Below are 14,153 nucleotides of genomic sequence, written 5' to 3' on the forward strand. Positions count from 1 at the left end.
GAACAGGCGCCAGGCACGCGGGCACGCAAACGCGCCGCTGCGCCGATCGTGGGACACAACGGGAGAGCACCATGGACGAGCTGAAGCAAACGCAGAGACCGGCTGTCGCGACGCAATGGCAGCCGGAGGACCTGGCGCGGTGGACACCCAAGCGGCGCGAATTCCTGCGCATGCTGGCCTACGGCGCGGGCTCGCTGGCCCTTGCGCCGCTGATCAGCGCCTGCTCGGATGACGCGTCGGCGGCGTCGTCAGACCTGCGATCGCAGCTGGCGCAGGACGAAGCCTTCTGGTCCGAAGTGCAAGGCATGTTCGTGCTCAAGCCCGAAAAGGTCTACATGAACATCGGCACCGGCGGCTCGATGCCCAAGGTAGTGCTCGATGTCTTCAGCCAGGAAAACCTGGCCAAGGCCGCCGATTCCGGCAGCGGCTATGGCAACCTGGCCGACCTGCGCGCGGCCGTGGCCAAGGGCTTCGGCGTCGACGGCGACGAAGTGGCGTTCTCCGGCAATACCTCGTCGGGCATGTGCCATGCGATCCTCGGCATCAAGTGGGAACCGGGCGATGTGGTCGTCACCACCAACCACGAACACGGCGGCGGCCTGACCCCGCTCAACATCGCGGTGGACCGCTACGGCATCGAGGTTTCGACCATAGCGCTGCCAGTCGGCAACAACCAGACCGCAAGCACTTATGTCCAGCTGTTCGACGAGCGCATCCGCGCGCTGAAGGGGCAGGGCAAGCGGGTGCGCGCGATGATGTGGTCGTCGCCGACCTACAAGACCGGCACCATGCTGCCGATCGCCGACCTGATGCAAGTGGTGAAGGCCCACAGCCTGATCAGCATCGTCGACGGGGCCCACCTGCCCGGCATGATGGCGTACGACTATGGCGCGCTGGGCATGGACTTCATGTCCGGCGCGGGCCACAAGTGGCAATGCGGCCCCGGTTCCACCGGTATCCTGGTGATCCGCAACAAGATGCGCCCGTCGAACCCGCTGCCGCTGCCGGAGTGGTATCCGATCCATACCAGCTCCTACGTGAAGCAGGCGCGCGGTACCTATGACATCGCCGCCACGGTGACGTCCTGCGGCAGCCTGCATGTGCCGATGTTCCGGGCGCTGGCGCGCGCCTGCGAAATGTGGGACACCATCGGCAGGAAGAAGATCGAAACCTACGACCTGACGCTGTCGGCTTACCTGAAGGAGAAAATCGTCGAACGGTGGGGCGTCGAGGCGCTGTACTCGCCCAAGGACGATCCGAAGCTGGTGTCCGCGCTGACCTGCTTCAATCCGTTCCGCAATCGCGACGATGTCATGAACCAGCAGAAGTCCACCATGTTCGTGAACCGCATGCTGAGCGACTTTGCGCCGGGCTTCGTGATCCGTTCGGTGAACTTCGACGTGATCGGCGCGCCGGCGCAGCACTACGGCATCCGGATTTCCACGCATCTGTGGCACGACGCCAACGACATCGACCGGGTGGTGGATTCGATGTGGACCCTGTCCGGGGCCATGGCTTGATCCGGCCCGTGTCACCGCAAACAAGAGTCAAGTCCATGAAACGATCTCTCGCTCTGATTGCCGCGGCGCTTGGCGGCGTGGCATCGCTCTCGGCCTGCGCCCAGCACGGCGGCACGCTGCGCGCGGTCTCGTCGGCCGAAGCCCCCAAGGCCATCGGGCCTTACTCCCAGGCGGTCAGCGCCGGCAACGTGCTGTATCTTGCCGGCCAGATCCCGATCCATCCCAAGACGGGCGAATTGCTCAAGGACGCGCCCATCGAGGCCCAGACCCGGCTGGTGCTCGACAACCTGAAGGCGGTACTGGCGGCCGACGGCATGACGATGGCCAACGTCGTTTCCACCACCGTCTATATGAAGGACCTGAATGACTTCGCCAAGATGAACGAGGTCTACGGGACTTACTTCACCGGCGTTACGCCGGCGCGGGCGACGGTACAGGTGGCGCGCTTGCCGCGCGATGTCGCCGTGGAGATCGGGGCGATCGCGGTCAAGCCCTGAAGGCGAGGGGAGGCCAGCGGGGTACGGTTCGGCCGTCCCCGCTGTTGGCGTTGGGGTCGCACCGCCATGGAAAGGGCTCATGGCCAGACCGCTGTCCTGACCCTGAGAACAAGCTGGATGGGGACATCGGTCGTGAGCGTGAAGGAGTAGGGATTCCCCAGTTCGTGGCTTTTGGCTCTGGTCCGGCGGTTCCGGTCACCACCCCGACCCTTCACAATAACTTAACACGTCTTAATCACCGTCACCTTTCGTCTCCGTCGGGCCTTGCATACAGTCGAGCCCACAAGGAGATTCCCCATGAAAGATGTGCTGGTGATCGGAGGCGGCAATGCCGCGCTGTGCGCCGCGTTGATGGCGCGCGAAGCGGGTGCCTCGGTGCTGCTGCTGGAAGGCTCGCCGCGCGAATGGCGCGGGGGCAATTCACAGCACACCCGCAACCTGCGCTGCATGCATGAGGCGCCGCAGGATGTGCTGGTCGACGCCTACCCGGAAGAGGAATACTGGCAGGACCTGCTGAAGGTGACAGGTGGCATCACTAACGAGCCACTCGCGCGCATGACGATCCGCGCATCGTCGCGATGCCGCGGCTGGATGCGCCGACACGGCGTCCATTTCCAGCCGCCATTGTCAGGGGCGCTGCACGTGGCGCGCACCAATGCCTTCTTCATGGGCGGCGGCAAGGCGCTGGTCAACGCCTATTTCCGCAGCGCCGAGGCACTTGGTGTCGAGATCCGCTACGACACCCCGGTTGCCGCCATCGAGCGCGACGGCGACCGTTTCGTCGCCGCCGTGACCGCTACCGGCGAACGCATCGAGGCCAGGACCTGCGTGCTGGCCGCCGGCGGTTTCGAGTCGAACCGGGACTGGCTGCGGGAAGCCTGGGGCCAGAACGAACGCGGCGAATGGCCGTCGGACAACTTCCTGATCCGGGGCACGCGCTTCAATCAGGGCGTGCTGCTGCGCCATATGCTCGAGGCGGGGGCCGATGCGATCGGCGATCCGACCCAGGCCCATATGGTGGCGATCGACGCACGCGCTCCGCTGTATGACGGCGGCATCTGCACGCGGATCGACTGTGTCTCGCTCGGCGTGGTCGTCAATCGCGACGGGGCGCGCTTCTACGATGAGGGCGAGGACTTCTGGCCCAAGCGATATGCGATCTGGGGACGCCTGGTCGCGCAGCAGCCGGGGCAGATCGGCTTCTCGATCATTGACCAGAAGGCCATCGGCCGCTTCATGCCACCGGTCTTCCCGGGTACGACCGCCGCTACGCTCGACGAACTGGCGCGCAAGCTCGGCGTGCCGGAAACCACCTTCGTGCGGACCGTTGAAGCCTTCAACGCCGCGTGCCGGCCCGGTACCTTCGACCACACGGTACTGGACAATTGCGCCACCGACGGCATCGCACCGGCCAAGACGCACTGGGCGCGGCCGCTCGACACGCCTCCCTATGTCGGGTACGCGCTGCGTCCCGGCGTGACCTTCACTTACCTCGGCCTCAAGGTCAACGAGCGGGCGCAGGTCCACTTCGATGGCAGGCCTAGCCCGAACCTGTTCGTCGCCGGCGAAATGATGGCCGGCAACGTGCTGGGCAAGGGCTATACCGCCGGCGTCGGCATGGCGATCGGCACGGCCTTTGGCCGCATCGCCGGCGTGAGCGCCGCGCGTGCCTGTGATTTCCGACATCCCGATTTCGACATGGAGCAGTCCAATGCCATCGCTTGCTGAGCTGGTCGATCAGGCGCATGCCGACGCGCAAGGCGTGGGCGGCACTGACCGACGCGTGATTCCGATTCATCCCGTATTGCCGCTGACGGCTGCAGAGGGCGAGGTCGCCCGCATCCTGCAGATCTGCAATGCCTGCCGCTATTGCGAAGGCTTCTGCGCGGTGTTTCCCGCCATGACGCGGCGGCTCGAATTTGGCCGTGCCGACGTGCACTATATGGCCAATTTGTGCCACAACTGCGGGGCATGCCTGCATGCCTGCCAGTACGCGCCGCCGCACGAGTTTGCCGTCAACATCCCGGTAGCGTTGGCGGAGGTCCGTGGCCAGACCTACCAGGACTATGCGTGGCCGCCAAAGCTCGGCACGCTGTACCGGCGCAATGGCCTCACCTTGTCGCTGGCCCTGGCACTCGGCCTGACGCTGTTCCTGCTGTTGGCCGTGACGCGCAACGGCACCTTGTGGCCCGGTCCGGCCACTAACAATTTCTATGCGCTGTTCCCGCATAACCTGCTGGTGTCGATGTTTGCGCCGGTGTTCGGGTTCGTGGTGCTTGCACTGGCAATGGGGGTGCGCAGGTTCTGGCGCGAAGTCACCCCCGCGACCAGCGGTGCCCCGGTAAGCGCGCCCGCGGCCGCAGAAGCCGGTGCCGCCGTGCTGCGGCTGAAGTATCTCGACGGCGGCCATGGTGCCGGCTGCAACAATGCCGACGACGCCTTCACGCTGTCACGCCGGCGTTTCCATCACCTGACGTTCTATGGCTTCCTGCTGTGCTTTGCCGCAACGGCAGTGGCGACGGTCTATCACTATGCTTTCGGCTGGCACGCGCCCTATGCGCTGCCGAGCCTGCCCAAGCTGCTCGGCGCCATCGGCGGTGTCAGTCTCGCGATCGGCACCGCGGGTCTTGGCTGGCTCAATCTGCAACGTCACCGCTTGCACCTGGCGCACGGCCAGCGGCCGATGGATCTCGGCTTCATCGCCTTGCTGTTCCTTACCGCCGCCAGCGGCCTGGCGCTGTGGCTGGGCCGCGGCACGCCGGCGCTGGCCATCCTCTTGTGCCTGCACCTGGGCGCGGTGATGGCGCTGTTCGCCACCATGCCCTACGGCAAGTTTGCCCACGGCGTGTTCCGCAGTGCCGCGCTGCTGCGCCACGCGGTGGAGAAGCGCCGGCCGAACCCCATCGGGCTCGGGGCGGACTGAGCGGCTGCCCGGCGGCTGGCCAGTCCCCACGCTTTTCCAGAATAACCCTTTCCAGAACGACAATACGGAGACCGATTCAATGGACCGTCGACCGACCCTGCGCGCAACCTTGTTGGCCGCGCTCTGCATTTCCCTGTCATCGGGTGTTGCGCAAGCGCAGCCCATCGCCGGCGGCAAGCCGGTCACGCTGGTGGTGGGCTTCGCCGCCGGCGGCGCCGCCGATGCCGCCGCGCGGCTGATCGCCAAGAAGCTGGCGGACAACCTCGGCCAGCCGGTAGTCGTCGACAACCGTGGCGGCGCTGGCGGCAATATTGCCCACCAACTGGTGGCGCGCGGTCCCGCGGATGGCAGCATGCTGCTGTTCGGCTCGATCGGGCCGCTGACCATCGCGCCACATCTCATGAAGCTGCCGTACGATCCGTTCAAGGATCTGGCGCCTGTATCGGGCGGCGTGAACTTTCCCAATATGCTGGTGGTGCACAAGGGCGCCGGCGTGAAGAACCTGGCCGAGTTGGTCGCGCTGGCGAAGAAGAAGCCGGGCACCGTGGACTATGCGTCGACCGGCGCTGGCTCTGCTTCCCATCTGGCGGGAGAACTGTTCAACCAGCGTGCCGGTATCGAGATGGTCCACATTCCCTACAAGGGTGGTGCACCGGCACTGCAGGATCTGCTTGGCCAGCGGGTGACGTCTTACTTTGCGGCCCCGCCGACTGCGATGCCGCAAGTCGAGGCCGGCAAGCTGGTGCCGCTGGCCACCACCGGTCCGGTACGGCCGGCTTACCTGCCGAACGTCCCCACCGTGGCCGAATCCGGCTACCCCGGCTTCGAAGCGCTGAACTGGTACGCCTTCGTGGCTCCTGGCAAAACGCCGGCGCCCGTCCTCGATCGCTGGAATCAGGAGGTCGTCAAGGTGCTGAACGATGCGCAGGTGAAAGATGCGCTGAACAAGCATGGCCTGACACCGCAGCCAACCACGCGGCCGGAACTGCTTGCCTTCATGAAGAAGGAGAGCGCAAAGTGGGGCGCGATCGTCAAGGAGCGAAAAATTACGGTCGATTGAGGCCGGCCATCGGACCGTCGCGCCGGCGCGTGTAGACGCGGTTGATTGGCGGCACGGTCGTCCCGATCTCAATCCTTGTGGAGCGTCGCGCCGAACCACGCGCCGTCGCGAACCAGGCCGCGCGCGGTGTCGGCCAGCACGACCCGCGCGGCCAGTGCCGCGGGCGATAGCTCGTCATCGGAAAGGCTGGCCAGCAGGTTGTGCCGTCCAACCTGGGCGTCGACCACCAGCGAGCGGACCAGCGTCGGATCATTGAGGCGCGCGGTCGCCGCGCCCGGCTGGATGGTGGCACCAAAGCCAGCGCTTACCGCGTCCATCAGCATCGACAGGCCGTCTATCTCCGCCACAACGTTCGGCGTCACGCGCACCCGCGCAAAGGCCGCGTCGAGCAGAGCGCGCAGCCCGTGGGTAACGCTCGGCAGGATCAGCGGCAGCTCCCCCAGTTGCGCGAGCCGGGCACGCTGGCTGACCGGCAGGCCCGGCAGGCCCGCAGCTCCGAGCACATACAGCTTTTCATCGAGCAGCGGCGTGACGCTCCAGCGGCGCGCGGTCTCGGTACGGAACACGATGGCCAGATCCAGCCTGCGCGCATTGAGCATCTCGCTCAGATGCCCGGACAGGGCCTCCACCACGTGGACCCGTACGTCGGGATAACGTGTAGCCATTGCACGCAGCAGGGGCACGCCCAGCACCGCGGCGGTAGTCGAAGCCAGGCCGATGCTGACATGGCCAGACAGCCGCGCCTGCTGCGCGGCCCGTACCGCATCGTCGGCGTGGCGCAGCGTCAGCTGGGCCTGCCGCAGAAATGCCAGTCCGGCATCGGTTGGCACCACGCCTGTGGACTGGCGCTGCAGCAGGCGCGTGGACAGCTCGCGTTCGAGCCTGCTGACCTGCTGGCTGAGCGCGGAGGTCGCAAGTCCCAGCTCGAGCGCTGCCTTGCCGAAGCTGCCGAGCTCGCAGACCTTGGCGAAATAGCGGAGTTGACGCAGTTCCATGGAATATTTGATGGCATCGCACCACGCGGTCGCCGCGCCGACGGGCGATTGGCTATCTGTCTTTCTGTACAGATGCCGCGCAATGGTAGCACCCGGCAGGCGGGCCGCGCGCGGGGGAGTGGGTGAGGGCGTGACTCTGGCGCCGACCATAAATCCAAGAGTTGGCTTATCGCTGGACTTGCTCGCAATGGCTGATCACCAGCCATCATTAGTCGGCCACGCCGGAGAAGACCCGAGGCACGCCGCAGCCACCCGGCGGGATTCAGCGTGGTGGCATCGCCGCGGCTAACGAATGGTGCATTTGACTGCCATGTAGCCGAGCACGCCTATCCACGCGAGGAACGTGGAACATTTCCGGTAGGCAGGCGGTGAATTCGCAATGTGTCGATCGGCCAAGCGGGCCAGCGCTTGAACGAACCACCTTGAGCCGGTCGATCTGCCGCATCGTCATGGTAATGGCTCCTGCTGGCAGGACGGGCTCCCGCGCGCTGGAAGCCGTCAAGCTTACGCCTGCCAAACTCAGACATTTGAACTTAGCCAGAACCGGACATTACCGCTTAGCCGCTACGGACACGTTTCGCATAATAAAGCTTATGTTAAATCACGCAACCGAATCTGGTTGTGGCTCCAGCAGACGATTGGTGCAGTCCAGACACGCTCGGAAGCCACACCGGGTTGACCTTCACGCGGGATCACGGCACGTCGTCCCTGGCGCAGGGCTGCAGCGGTCAGCTGACCGCGTGCACGTCTAACGTTTCGAGGAAGTGGCGCCGCCCGTGCGGGCATTCGAGCCGCCTTCGCGCGAATGGTTTGCTGGGTAGCTGGCGGCCCCGTGACCGGCTGCCACGGCAGAGCGAGCTGGTCATCCCTGTTCGCCCGGGAGGGTTCCGCCAGCGCCCGCTTGTCCCCGCCAGCCAATAAAGTGCCCTGTCGCATATCGATACGCGAACTTGTTCCTTTGCGGCACGCGTGTCCCGCCCTACGATCACGCTTCGGCAACCGCCGGGGCAACGCTCGCATGGCGTCAGGCGCCGGCCAGTCCGCGCTGCAAGGCCGTCTTGAGCATCGAGAAGACATGTCGCGCGACAGGATTGACTGCGTTGGGACGCGCCCACAGGTAGTACGTGACATCGGGAAGCCGCGGCAGGCCGTCGCTTTCGCCAAGGATGCGCATATCCGCCTGCAGCAGGTCGATGCTGCGCGCGGTGATGCCTAGCCCGCCGCGCAGTGCTGCCTTGATGCCGATCAGGCTAGGGGCCAGGTAGGCGATGCGCCAGGGCACGCCTGCCTGGGTCAGCGCCTCGAGCGAGAGTTTGCGGAACAGGCTCGGTTCGTCGGCCAGGATCAGCGGCACTGCCGTGCCGCGCTCGTAGGCGAAGTCGGCGGCGCAGACCCAGATCGTCGGCGTGGTGCGCAGCGCAATCCCGTCGAGCGTACTGTCCTCGCGCGTGGACACCGTCAGGTCAATCTCGCCGCGCCGCAGCGACTCCATCAGGAACGGGCTTCTGCCGACATGGATTTCCAGCCGCAAGGCCGGCGACGACCTCGCGATATGCGACAGCAGTACCGGCAGGATGGTATCGGCGACGTCGTGCGGCGCGCCGATCCGCAGCGATCCGGTCAGGTCACCTTCGCGCAGCACGCGCAGCGCCTCGTCGTTGGTGCTGAGCATCTGGCGCGCGTATTCGAGCAGTTTCTTGCCATGCCGCGTGAGCCGCTTGCCGCGGCCGTGCCGCTCGAACAGGGCCAGGCCCAGTTGCTCTTCGAGCCGTTGCATCTGCTGGGTGACCGCCGATTGCGTGCGCTGCACAGCCGCGGCGGCCGCGCCAAACGTCTCGTGGTCGGCAATGGCTACCAGGGTGCGGAGCAGGTCGAGATCCAGATTACGCATTCATTAGTTCCGCTGATGGGTTTTTGTCACGCATTAAGTGGTTTTCCGATCAGGGGTTCATTACAGTGAAACACGAAGCATCGTTGTATCCCCGAAAAACCGAGATTGCAAGGATTGATCGCACCATGTCCCTCGCAGCACAGCGCCAGTCAGCCGTTGCCGAAACCATCGCATCCATTAGAAATATCGTAGCCAAAGGCGGTGTCACCCGTGAGAGCCTCGCCCAGGCACTGCCGCTGGTGGAAGATCTGGCCGCCCGCACCGAGTTCTGGGGCGAAGCCGACTACCCGCCACCCGAAGCTAACGAACGCCAGGCGCGCTATCTGATTGCCGAGGACCCGGACCAGACCTACGCGCTGTACCTGAACGTGATGCGGCCGGGCAAGCGCATTCCGCCGCATAACCACACCACGTGGGCCTGCGTGGCCGGCGTGAGCGGCGTTGAGTTCAATGATGTCTATATCCGCACGGACGACGGCAGCCAGCCCGGTGTCGGCACGCTCGAACACGACCGTACCGTGGAGGTCGGCCCGCGCCACGGCATCGCGCTGCTGCCCGACGACATTCATGCGGTGGAAATCCGCGGCGACGCTGTCATCCGCCATCTGCACATGTACGGCCGCTCGCTGGAAACGCTGACCGAGCGGCTGACGTTCGACCTGGAAACGGGGCGCTGCCAGGTCATGAACATGGGCGTACAGACCCGCCGCTAGACCGCTGCCCGACGGGGCGGCGCCCCCGCCCCCTTTTTCCGAGAACACCTCCGGATCCTCCGCGTGGCGCGAGGACACCCCCCTTTTCGCCCAGATTTCATGAACCAAGCTTCCCAAGCCGCCTGTTCCGCCGTGGATGCCACCACCCTCAAGGGCTGGCTGCACGATGCCGACGAAATCGCGCTGTTCGACGTGCGCGAGCATGGCCAGTATGGCGAGGGCCATCCCTTCTATGCCGTTCCCCTGCCCTACAGCCGGCTCGAACTCGATGTGGGACGCCTGGCACCCCGCCCCGGCACGCGCATCGTGGTGGCAGACGATGGCTACGGCGTGGCGCAGGCCGCCGCCAGGGCCCTGGCACGCCTTGGCTACACGAACGTCTTCGTGCTGGACGGCGGCATGGCGGCATGGGTGGCTGCCGGCTATACGCTGTTCGCCGGCGTCAACGTGCCGTCCAAGACCTTCGGGGAACTGGCCGAGCATCACTACCACACGCCACGCGTCAGCGCCAGGGAACTGGCGGCCATGCAGGCGGGCCCCGGGGCGCCGCTGGTGCTCGACGGGCGTCCGGCCAGCGAATTCCGCAAGATGAGCATTCCGGGCGCGATCTGCTGCCCTAACGGTGAGCTTGCCTATCGCCTGCGCGACCTTGTGCCCGATGCCACCACGCCCATCGTGATCAACTGCGCTGGCCGCACGCGCAGCATCATCGGTGCGCAGACGCTGATCAATTTCGGCGTCGCCAATCCGGTTTATGCGCTGGAGAACGGGACCCAGGGCTGGTACCTGAACGATTTCGCGCTCGAACATGGCAGCACGGCACGATATCCGGACAACGGCAACCCGCGCGGCCTCGATGACGCGCGCGATGCGGCCGGGGCGCTGGCACGGCGTTTCGAGGTGCCGCACATCGAGGCGGCGCAGGCGGCGGCCTGGTTGGCCGAAGCCCACCGATCGACGTTCCTGTGCGATGTGCGTACCGCCGAGGAGTTCGCCGCGCAGACCCTGCCGGGCGCGCAGCACACGCCCGGGGGCCAGCTGATCCAGGCCACGGACCAGTTTGTCGGCGTACGCCGCGCCAGGCTCGTGCTGTTCGACGCCGACGGCGTGCGAGCGCCGGTGGTAGCCAGCTGGCTGCGTCAGATGGGGCACGACGCCGTGGTGCTCGCGGGCGGCCTCGAAGCGGGGCTGGCCACTGGCGTGCGCGCCGCGCATGGCCCAAGGCAAGACCTCACCGCGCTGCCCCCCGTCAACGCCACGCAACTGGCAGCTGGCATCGCGAACCAGTCGATGCTCGCGCTCGACCTGCGCGGCAGCATGGCCTATCGCGCCGGCCACATTGCCGGCTCCCTCTGGTCTACTCGCGCGCGGCTGGCGCAAGACCTGAGCGGCGTGCCGCAAGACACCACGCTGGTGCTGGTCGGCGACGCGGATGCCGCCGATCCCGCCGAGCTGGCCGCGGCCGACCTCAAGGCGCTCGGCTATCGCGACCTGCGCAGGCTCCAGGGCGGATTTACGGCGTGGCGCGATGCGGGCCATGCCGTGCGCGAAGGCGCCGATACGCTGCCCGATGCACGGTGTATCGACTACCTCTTTTTCGTGCATGACCGCCACGACGGCAACAAGGCCGCCGCGCGGCAATACCTGGCCTGGGAAACAGGCCTGATTGCGCAACTCGATGCCCAGGAGCTGGCCACGTTCCGTTTCCCCTCGCTGGGCTGAATCCGTAGCGCCTGCAGTCCACGAGCCAGGCCCCACCACCCGCCATAGAAAATTCGAGGTCGCCCCATGTTCCGTCCGATGTCATCCCGCCTGTCGCGGCAAGTGGTCGCCGCATGCACGCTCGCGCTTTCCGCCGCCGCCCTGGCGCAGCCGCTGGCGCCTGTCAACGGCTTTCCGTCGCAGCCACTGCGGATCGTGTCGCCGTTCCCCGCCGGCGGCGGCAACGATGCCGTGTCACGCATCGTAAGCACGCGCCTGTCGCAGGTCTTGGGCCAGAGCGCGGTCACCGACAACCGTGGTGGCGCGGGCGGAAATATCGGCGCTCGCTATGTTGCCGAATCGAAGGCCGACGGCTATACGGTGCTGACTTCGCAGGTGTCGATCATGGCGGTCAATCCGACGCTGTATCGCACGCCCGGATTCGACCCGGTCAAGCATTTCGTCCCGGTCACGCAGATCAACGCCGCGCCGCTGGCCATCGTGGTCGCGACGAATGCGCCGTGGCGGACGTTCGAGGAACTGGCCACGCAGGCCCGGGCGCAGCCGCAGAAGATCACCTATGCCACTCCCGGCAACGGCACGCTGTCGCACCTGGTGGGCGTGGTCCTCGACAAGAACAGCAGCGTGGGGCTGCAGCACGTGCCCTATAAGGGCGCCGGGCCGGCCATCAACGATCTGCTGGGCGGGCAGGTCGATGTGCTGATCACCTCTACGTCGTCGGTGGCCGGCTTCATCCAGACCGGCCGCATGCGTGCGCTGGCCGTGACCAGCCCGCGCCGGCTGGGGGTGTTCGCCAACGTGCCCACGCTGGAGGAGCTGGGCTATCGCAACGCACGCTTCGAGGACTGGTACGGCTTCTTCGTGCCGGCCGGCACGTCGCCGGAACGTGTCGCGCTGCTGAACCGCGCCATCGTCCAGGTGCTGCAGATGCCTGACGTGGTGAAGACCATCAACGAAGGCGGCAGCGCCGTGGTCGCCAACAGCCCCGATGCGTTCGCCGCGCAATTGAAGGATGACATCGCTCGGTGGTCGCAGATCGTGAAGCTCTCGGGCGCCCACGTCGACTGACCCGGGCACGCACCTTGCGACCACCCTAGCGCACCTCGCGCCAACCTGCAGGCAAGCCATGACGAAAGCGCTCTCCACACGTATCGCCCACGCCGGACGCACCTCCAGCGTGCCAGGCGGCCAGCCCGTGAACCCGCCCGTGGTGCGCGCCAGCACCGTGCTGTTCGAATCCGTCGCGCAGCAGCGCGAAATGCGCGCGCGGCGCGACACCGAACGGTTGTTCACGTATGGCGCGCGGGGCAATCCCACCAGCTTCGCGCTCGAGGACATGGTCACGACGCTGGAAGGCGGCCACCGGACACGGCTGTTTCCGTCGGGCCTGGCCGCGGCTGCGATGACGATCCTGGCCTATGTCCGCCCCGGCCAGCAAGTGCTGCTGCCCGACTGCGTTTACGAGCCAGTACGCAATCTGGCCAGTGGGTTCCTGCGGCAACACGGCATCTCGGCCGACTTCTATGCGGCCAATGGCGCGGATCTCGAGGGGAAGTTGCGTCCTGAGACGCGGCTCGTCTATGTGGAGGCGCCGGGCTCGCTCGCCTATGAAATGTGCGACCTGCCCGCGCTGGCAGCCTCTGCGCATGCGCACGGCGCCCTGGTTGCGGCGGACAACACGTGGGGCTCTGGCATGCTCTACCGTCCGCTGGAGCTGGGCGCCGATATCTCGCTGATGGCTGCGACCAAATACCTGGGCGGTCATTCCGACGTGATGATGGGCACGGTGTGCACCACGGCGGCCGCGTGGCAGCCGCTGGCCACGATGGCCGATGCCTTCGGCATGACCGTGAGCCCGGACGATGCCTACCTGGTGCAGCGGGGCATCCGTTCGCTCGGCGCGCGGCTCGCGCAGCATCAGGCGGGCGCGCTCGCCGTCGCCCGGTGGCTGCTCGACCGGCCCGAGGTGGCCGAGGTCTTCTGCCCCGCCCTGCCCCACGACCCGAACCACGCGCTGTGGCTGCGCGATTGCCACGGCACCAATGGCCTGCTCTCGTTCTCGCTACGGTCGCGGGCCGCGGTAGCCCCGGAGCGCTTTGTCGACAACCTGAAACTGTTCGGCATTGGCGCATCGTGGGGCGGCTTCGAAAGCCTGGCCGTGCTGGCCGACATGCGCCGCGCGCGCAGCGTTGCCGACTGGTCCGCACACGGTACCGTGATCCGCCTGCATATCGGACTCGAAGCGGTGCCGGACCTGCTGGCCGACCTCGACCAGGCGTTCGCCGCCATCGCCCACATCGACACTACAGAAATGGATACTTGCCATGCCTATCATCGGTGACTAGCTGCACCAGCAATCCGGCCCGGCCCGAACCAGCGGCCACTTGCCCGTGGGGACGATGGCCTCGGGGATGGCGGTCACGCTGCCCTACGTGGCAGTGCGTGGCGCACAGTCGGGCCGCACGCTCTGGCTCCACGGCCAGGTGCACGGCGACGAAATCAACGGCATGGTGGCCGCACTGCGCTTTGCACGCAGCCTCGACCCGGCCACGATGCGCGGCAATGTGGTAGTCACGCCCACCGGCAACCCGCATGCCCTGGATGCGCGCCGCAAGCGCAATCCCTACGACGAACTTGACCTGGACCAGACCTATCCTGGCAATGCCGGCGGCCTGGTGTCTGAGCGCCTGGCCCACGCGCTGATGACCGAGATGCGCGGCCCTATACCGTCTACAAGGTGCATCCCGGCAGCAGAGTGAGCGAAGCCGATGTGCTGGCGGCGATGGCCCCGTTCCATCCGCACGTCGCTTGCCGGCAGGATGTGGGCGGCAA

At 66.4% G+C, this 14,153-nt stretch carries 12 protein-coding genes; 10 read left to right on the forward strand and 2 right to left on the reverse strand.

Annotated features, from left to right (window positions below):
• Window positions 1–71 precede the first annotated feature (71 nt).
• From E5S69_RS02765 to E5S69_RS02785, 5 genes are all read left to right on the forward strand, one after another.
• Entirely contained in the window at window positions 72–1,520 is a 1,449-nt protein-coding gene (locus E5S69_RS02765) for an aminotransferase class V-fold PLP-dependent enzyme (RefSeq protein WP_171513472.1), read from the forward strand.
• A gap of 35 nt (window positions 1,521–1,555) precedes the next feature.
• Window positions 1,556–2,017 (forward strand): RidA family protein, encoded by a 462-nt coding sequence (locus E5S69_RS02770; protein WP_216621188.1) that lies wholly within the window; start codon window positions 1,556–1,558, stop codon window positions 2,015–2,017.
• A 297-nt stretch (window positions 2,018–2,314) separates the two neighbouring features.
• Window positions 2,315–3,745, forward strand: coding sequence for an FAD-dependent tricarballylate dehydrogenase TcuA (gene tcuA / locus E5S69_RS02775; protein ID WP_171513473.1), 1,431 nt, complete (start codon window positions 2,315–2,317; stop codon window positions 3,743–3,745).
• A complete protein-coding gene (gene tcuB / locus E5S69_RS02780; RefSeq protein WP_171513474.1) occupies window positions 3,729–4,940 on the forward strand; it encodes a tricarballylate utilization 4Fe-4S protein TcuB in 1,212 nt (403 codons plus the stop codon). Before tcuA ends, tcuB begins: the two co-directional genes overlap by 17 nt.
• A gap of 79 nt (window positions 4,941–5,019) precedes the next feature.
• Complete coding sequence (locus E5S69_RS02785; RefSeq protein ID WP_171513475.1) at window positions 5,020–6,000, forward strand: Bug family tripartite tricarboxylate transporter substrate binding protein; 981 nt, start codon at window positions 5,020–5,022, stop codon at window positions 5,998–6,000.
• A gap of 68 nt (window positions 6,001–6,068) precedes the next feature.
• On the opposite strand, the gene E5S69_RS02790 is transcribed toward E5S69_RS02785, so the two are convergent.
• Window positions 6,069–6,995, reverse strand: coding sequence for a LysR family transcriptional regulator (locus tag E5S69_RS02790; RefSeq protein ID WP_171513476.1), 927 nt, complete (start codon window positions 6,993–6,995; stop codon window positions 6,069–6,071).
• 1,024 nt (window positions 6,996–8,019) lie between these two features.
• A complete protein-coding gene (locus E5S69_RS02795; protein WP_171513477.1) occupies window positions 8,020–8,886 on the reverse strand; it encodes a LysR substrate-binding domain-containing protein in 867 nt (288 codons plus the stop codon).
• 125 nt (window positions 8,887–9,011) lie between these two features.
• Between E5S69_RS02795 and E5S69_RS02800 the strand changes: the two genes are divergently transcribed.
• The 5 genes from E5S69_RS02800 to E5S69_RS32230 all read left to right on the forward strand — a co-directional run bounded on the left by E5S69_RS02800 (window position 9,012) and on the right by E5S69_RS32230 (window position 14,080).
• Window positions 9,012–9,599, forward strand: coding sequence for a hypothetical protein (locus E5S69_RS02800; RefSeq protein WP_171513478.1), 588 nt, complete (start codon window positions 9,012–9,014; stop codon window positions 9,597–9,599).
• Window positions 9,600–9,698: 99 nt separating this feature from the next.
• Complete coding sequence (locus tag E5S69_RS02805) at window positions 9,699–11,321, forward strand: rhodanese-like domain-containing protein (protein ID WP_171513479.1); 1,623 nt, start codon at window positions 9,699–9,701, stop codon at window positions 11,319–11,321.
• A 66-nt stretch (window positions 11,322–11,387) separates the two neighbouring features.
• On the forward strand, window positions 11,388–12,389 hold the full coding sequence (locus E5S69_RS02810; protein WP_171513480.1) for a Bug family tripartite tricarboxylate transporter substrate binding protein: 1,002 nt from the start codon (window positions 11,388–11,390) through the stop codon (window positions 12,387–12,389).
• 58 nt (window positions 12,390–12,447) lie between these two features.
• On the forward strand, window positions 12,448–13,662 hold the full coding sequence (gene metC, locus E5S69_RS02815; protein WP_171513481.1) for a cystathionine beta-lyase: 1,215 nt from the start codon (window positions 12,448–12,450) through the stop codon (window positions 13,660–13,662).
• A 70-nt stretch (window positions 13,663–13,732) separates the two neighbouring features.
• Window positions 13,733–14,080 carry a succinylglutamate desuccinylase/aspartoacylase domain-containing protein gene (locus E5S69_RS32230; protein ID WP_236901174.1) on the forward strand — a complete coding sequence of 116 codons (348 nt, stop codon included), beginning with the start codon at window positions 13,733–13,735 and terminating at the stop codon, window positions 14,078–14,080.
• The last annotated feature ends 73 nt before the right edge of the window (window positions 14,081–14,153 follow it).

It is taken from the genome of Cupriavidus necator, assembly GCF_013141915.1.
In the GTDB taxonomy this organism is placed as follows: domain Bacteria; phylum Pseudomonadota; class Gammaproteobacteria; order Burkholderiales; family Burkholderiaceae; genus Cupriavidus; species Cupriavidus necator_B.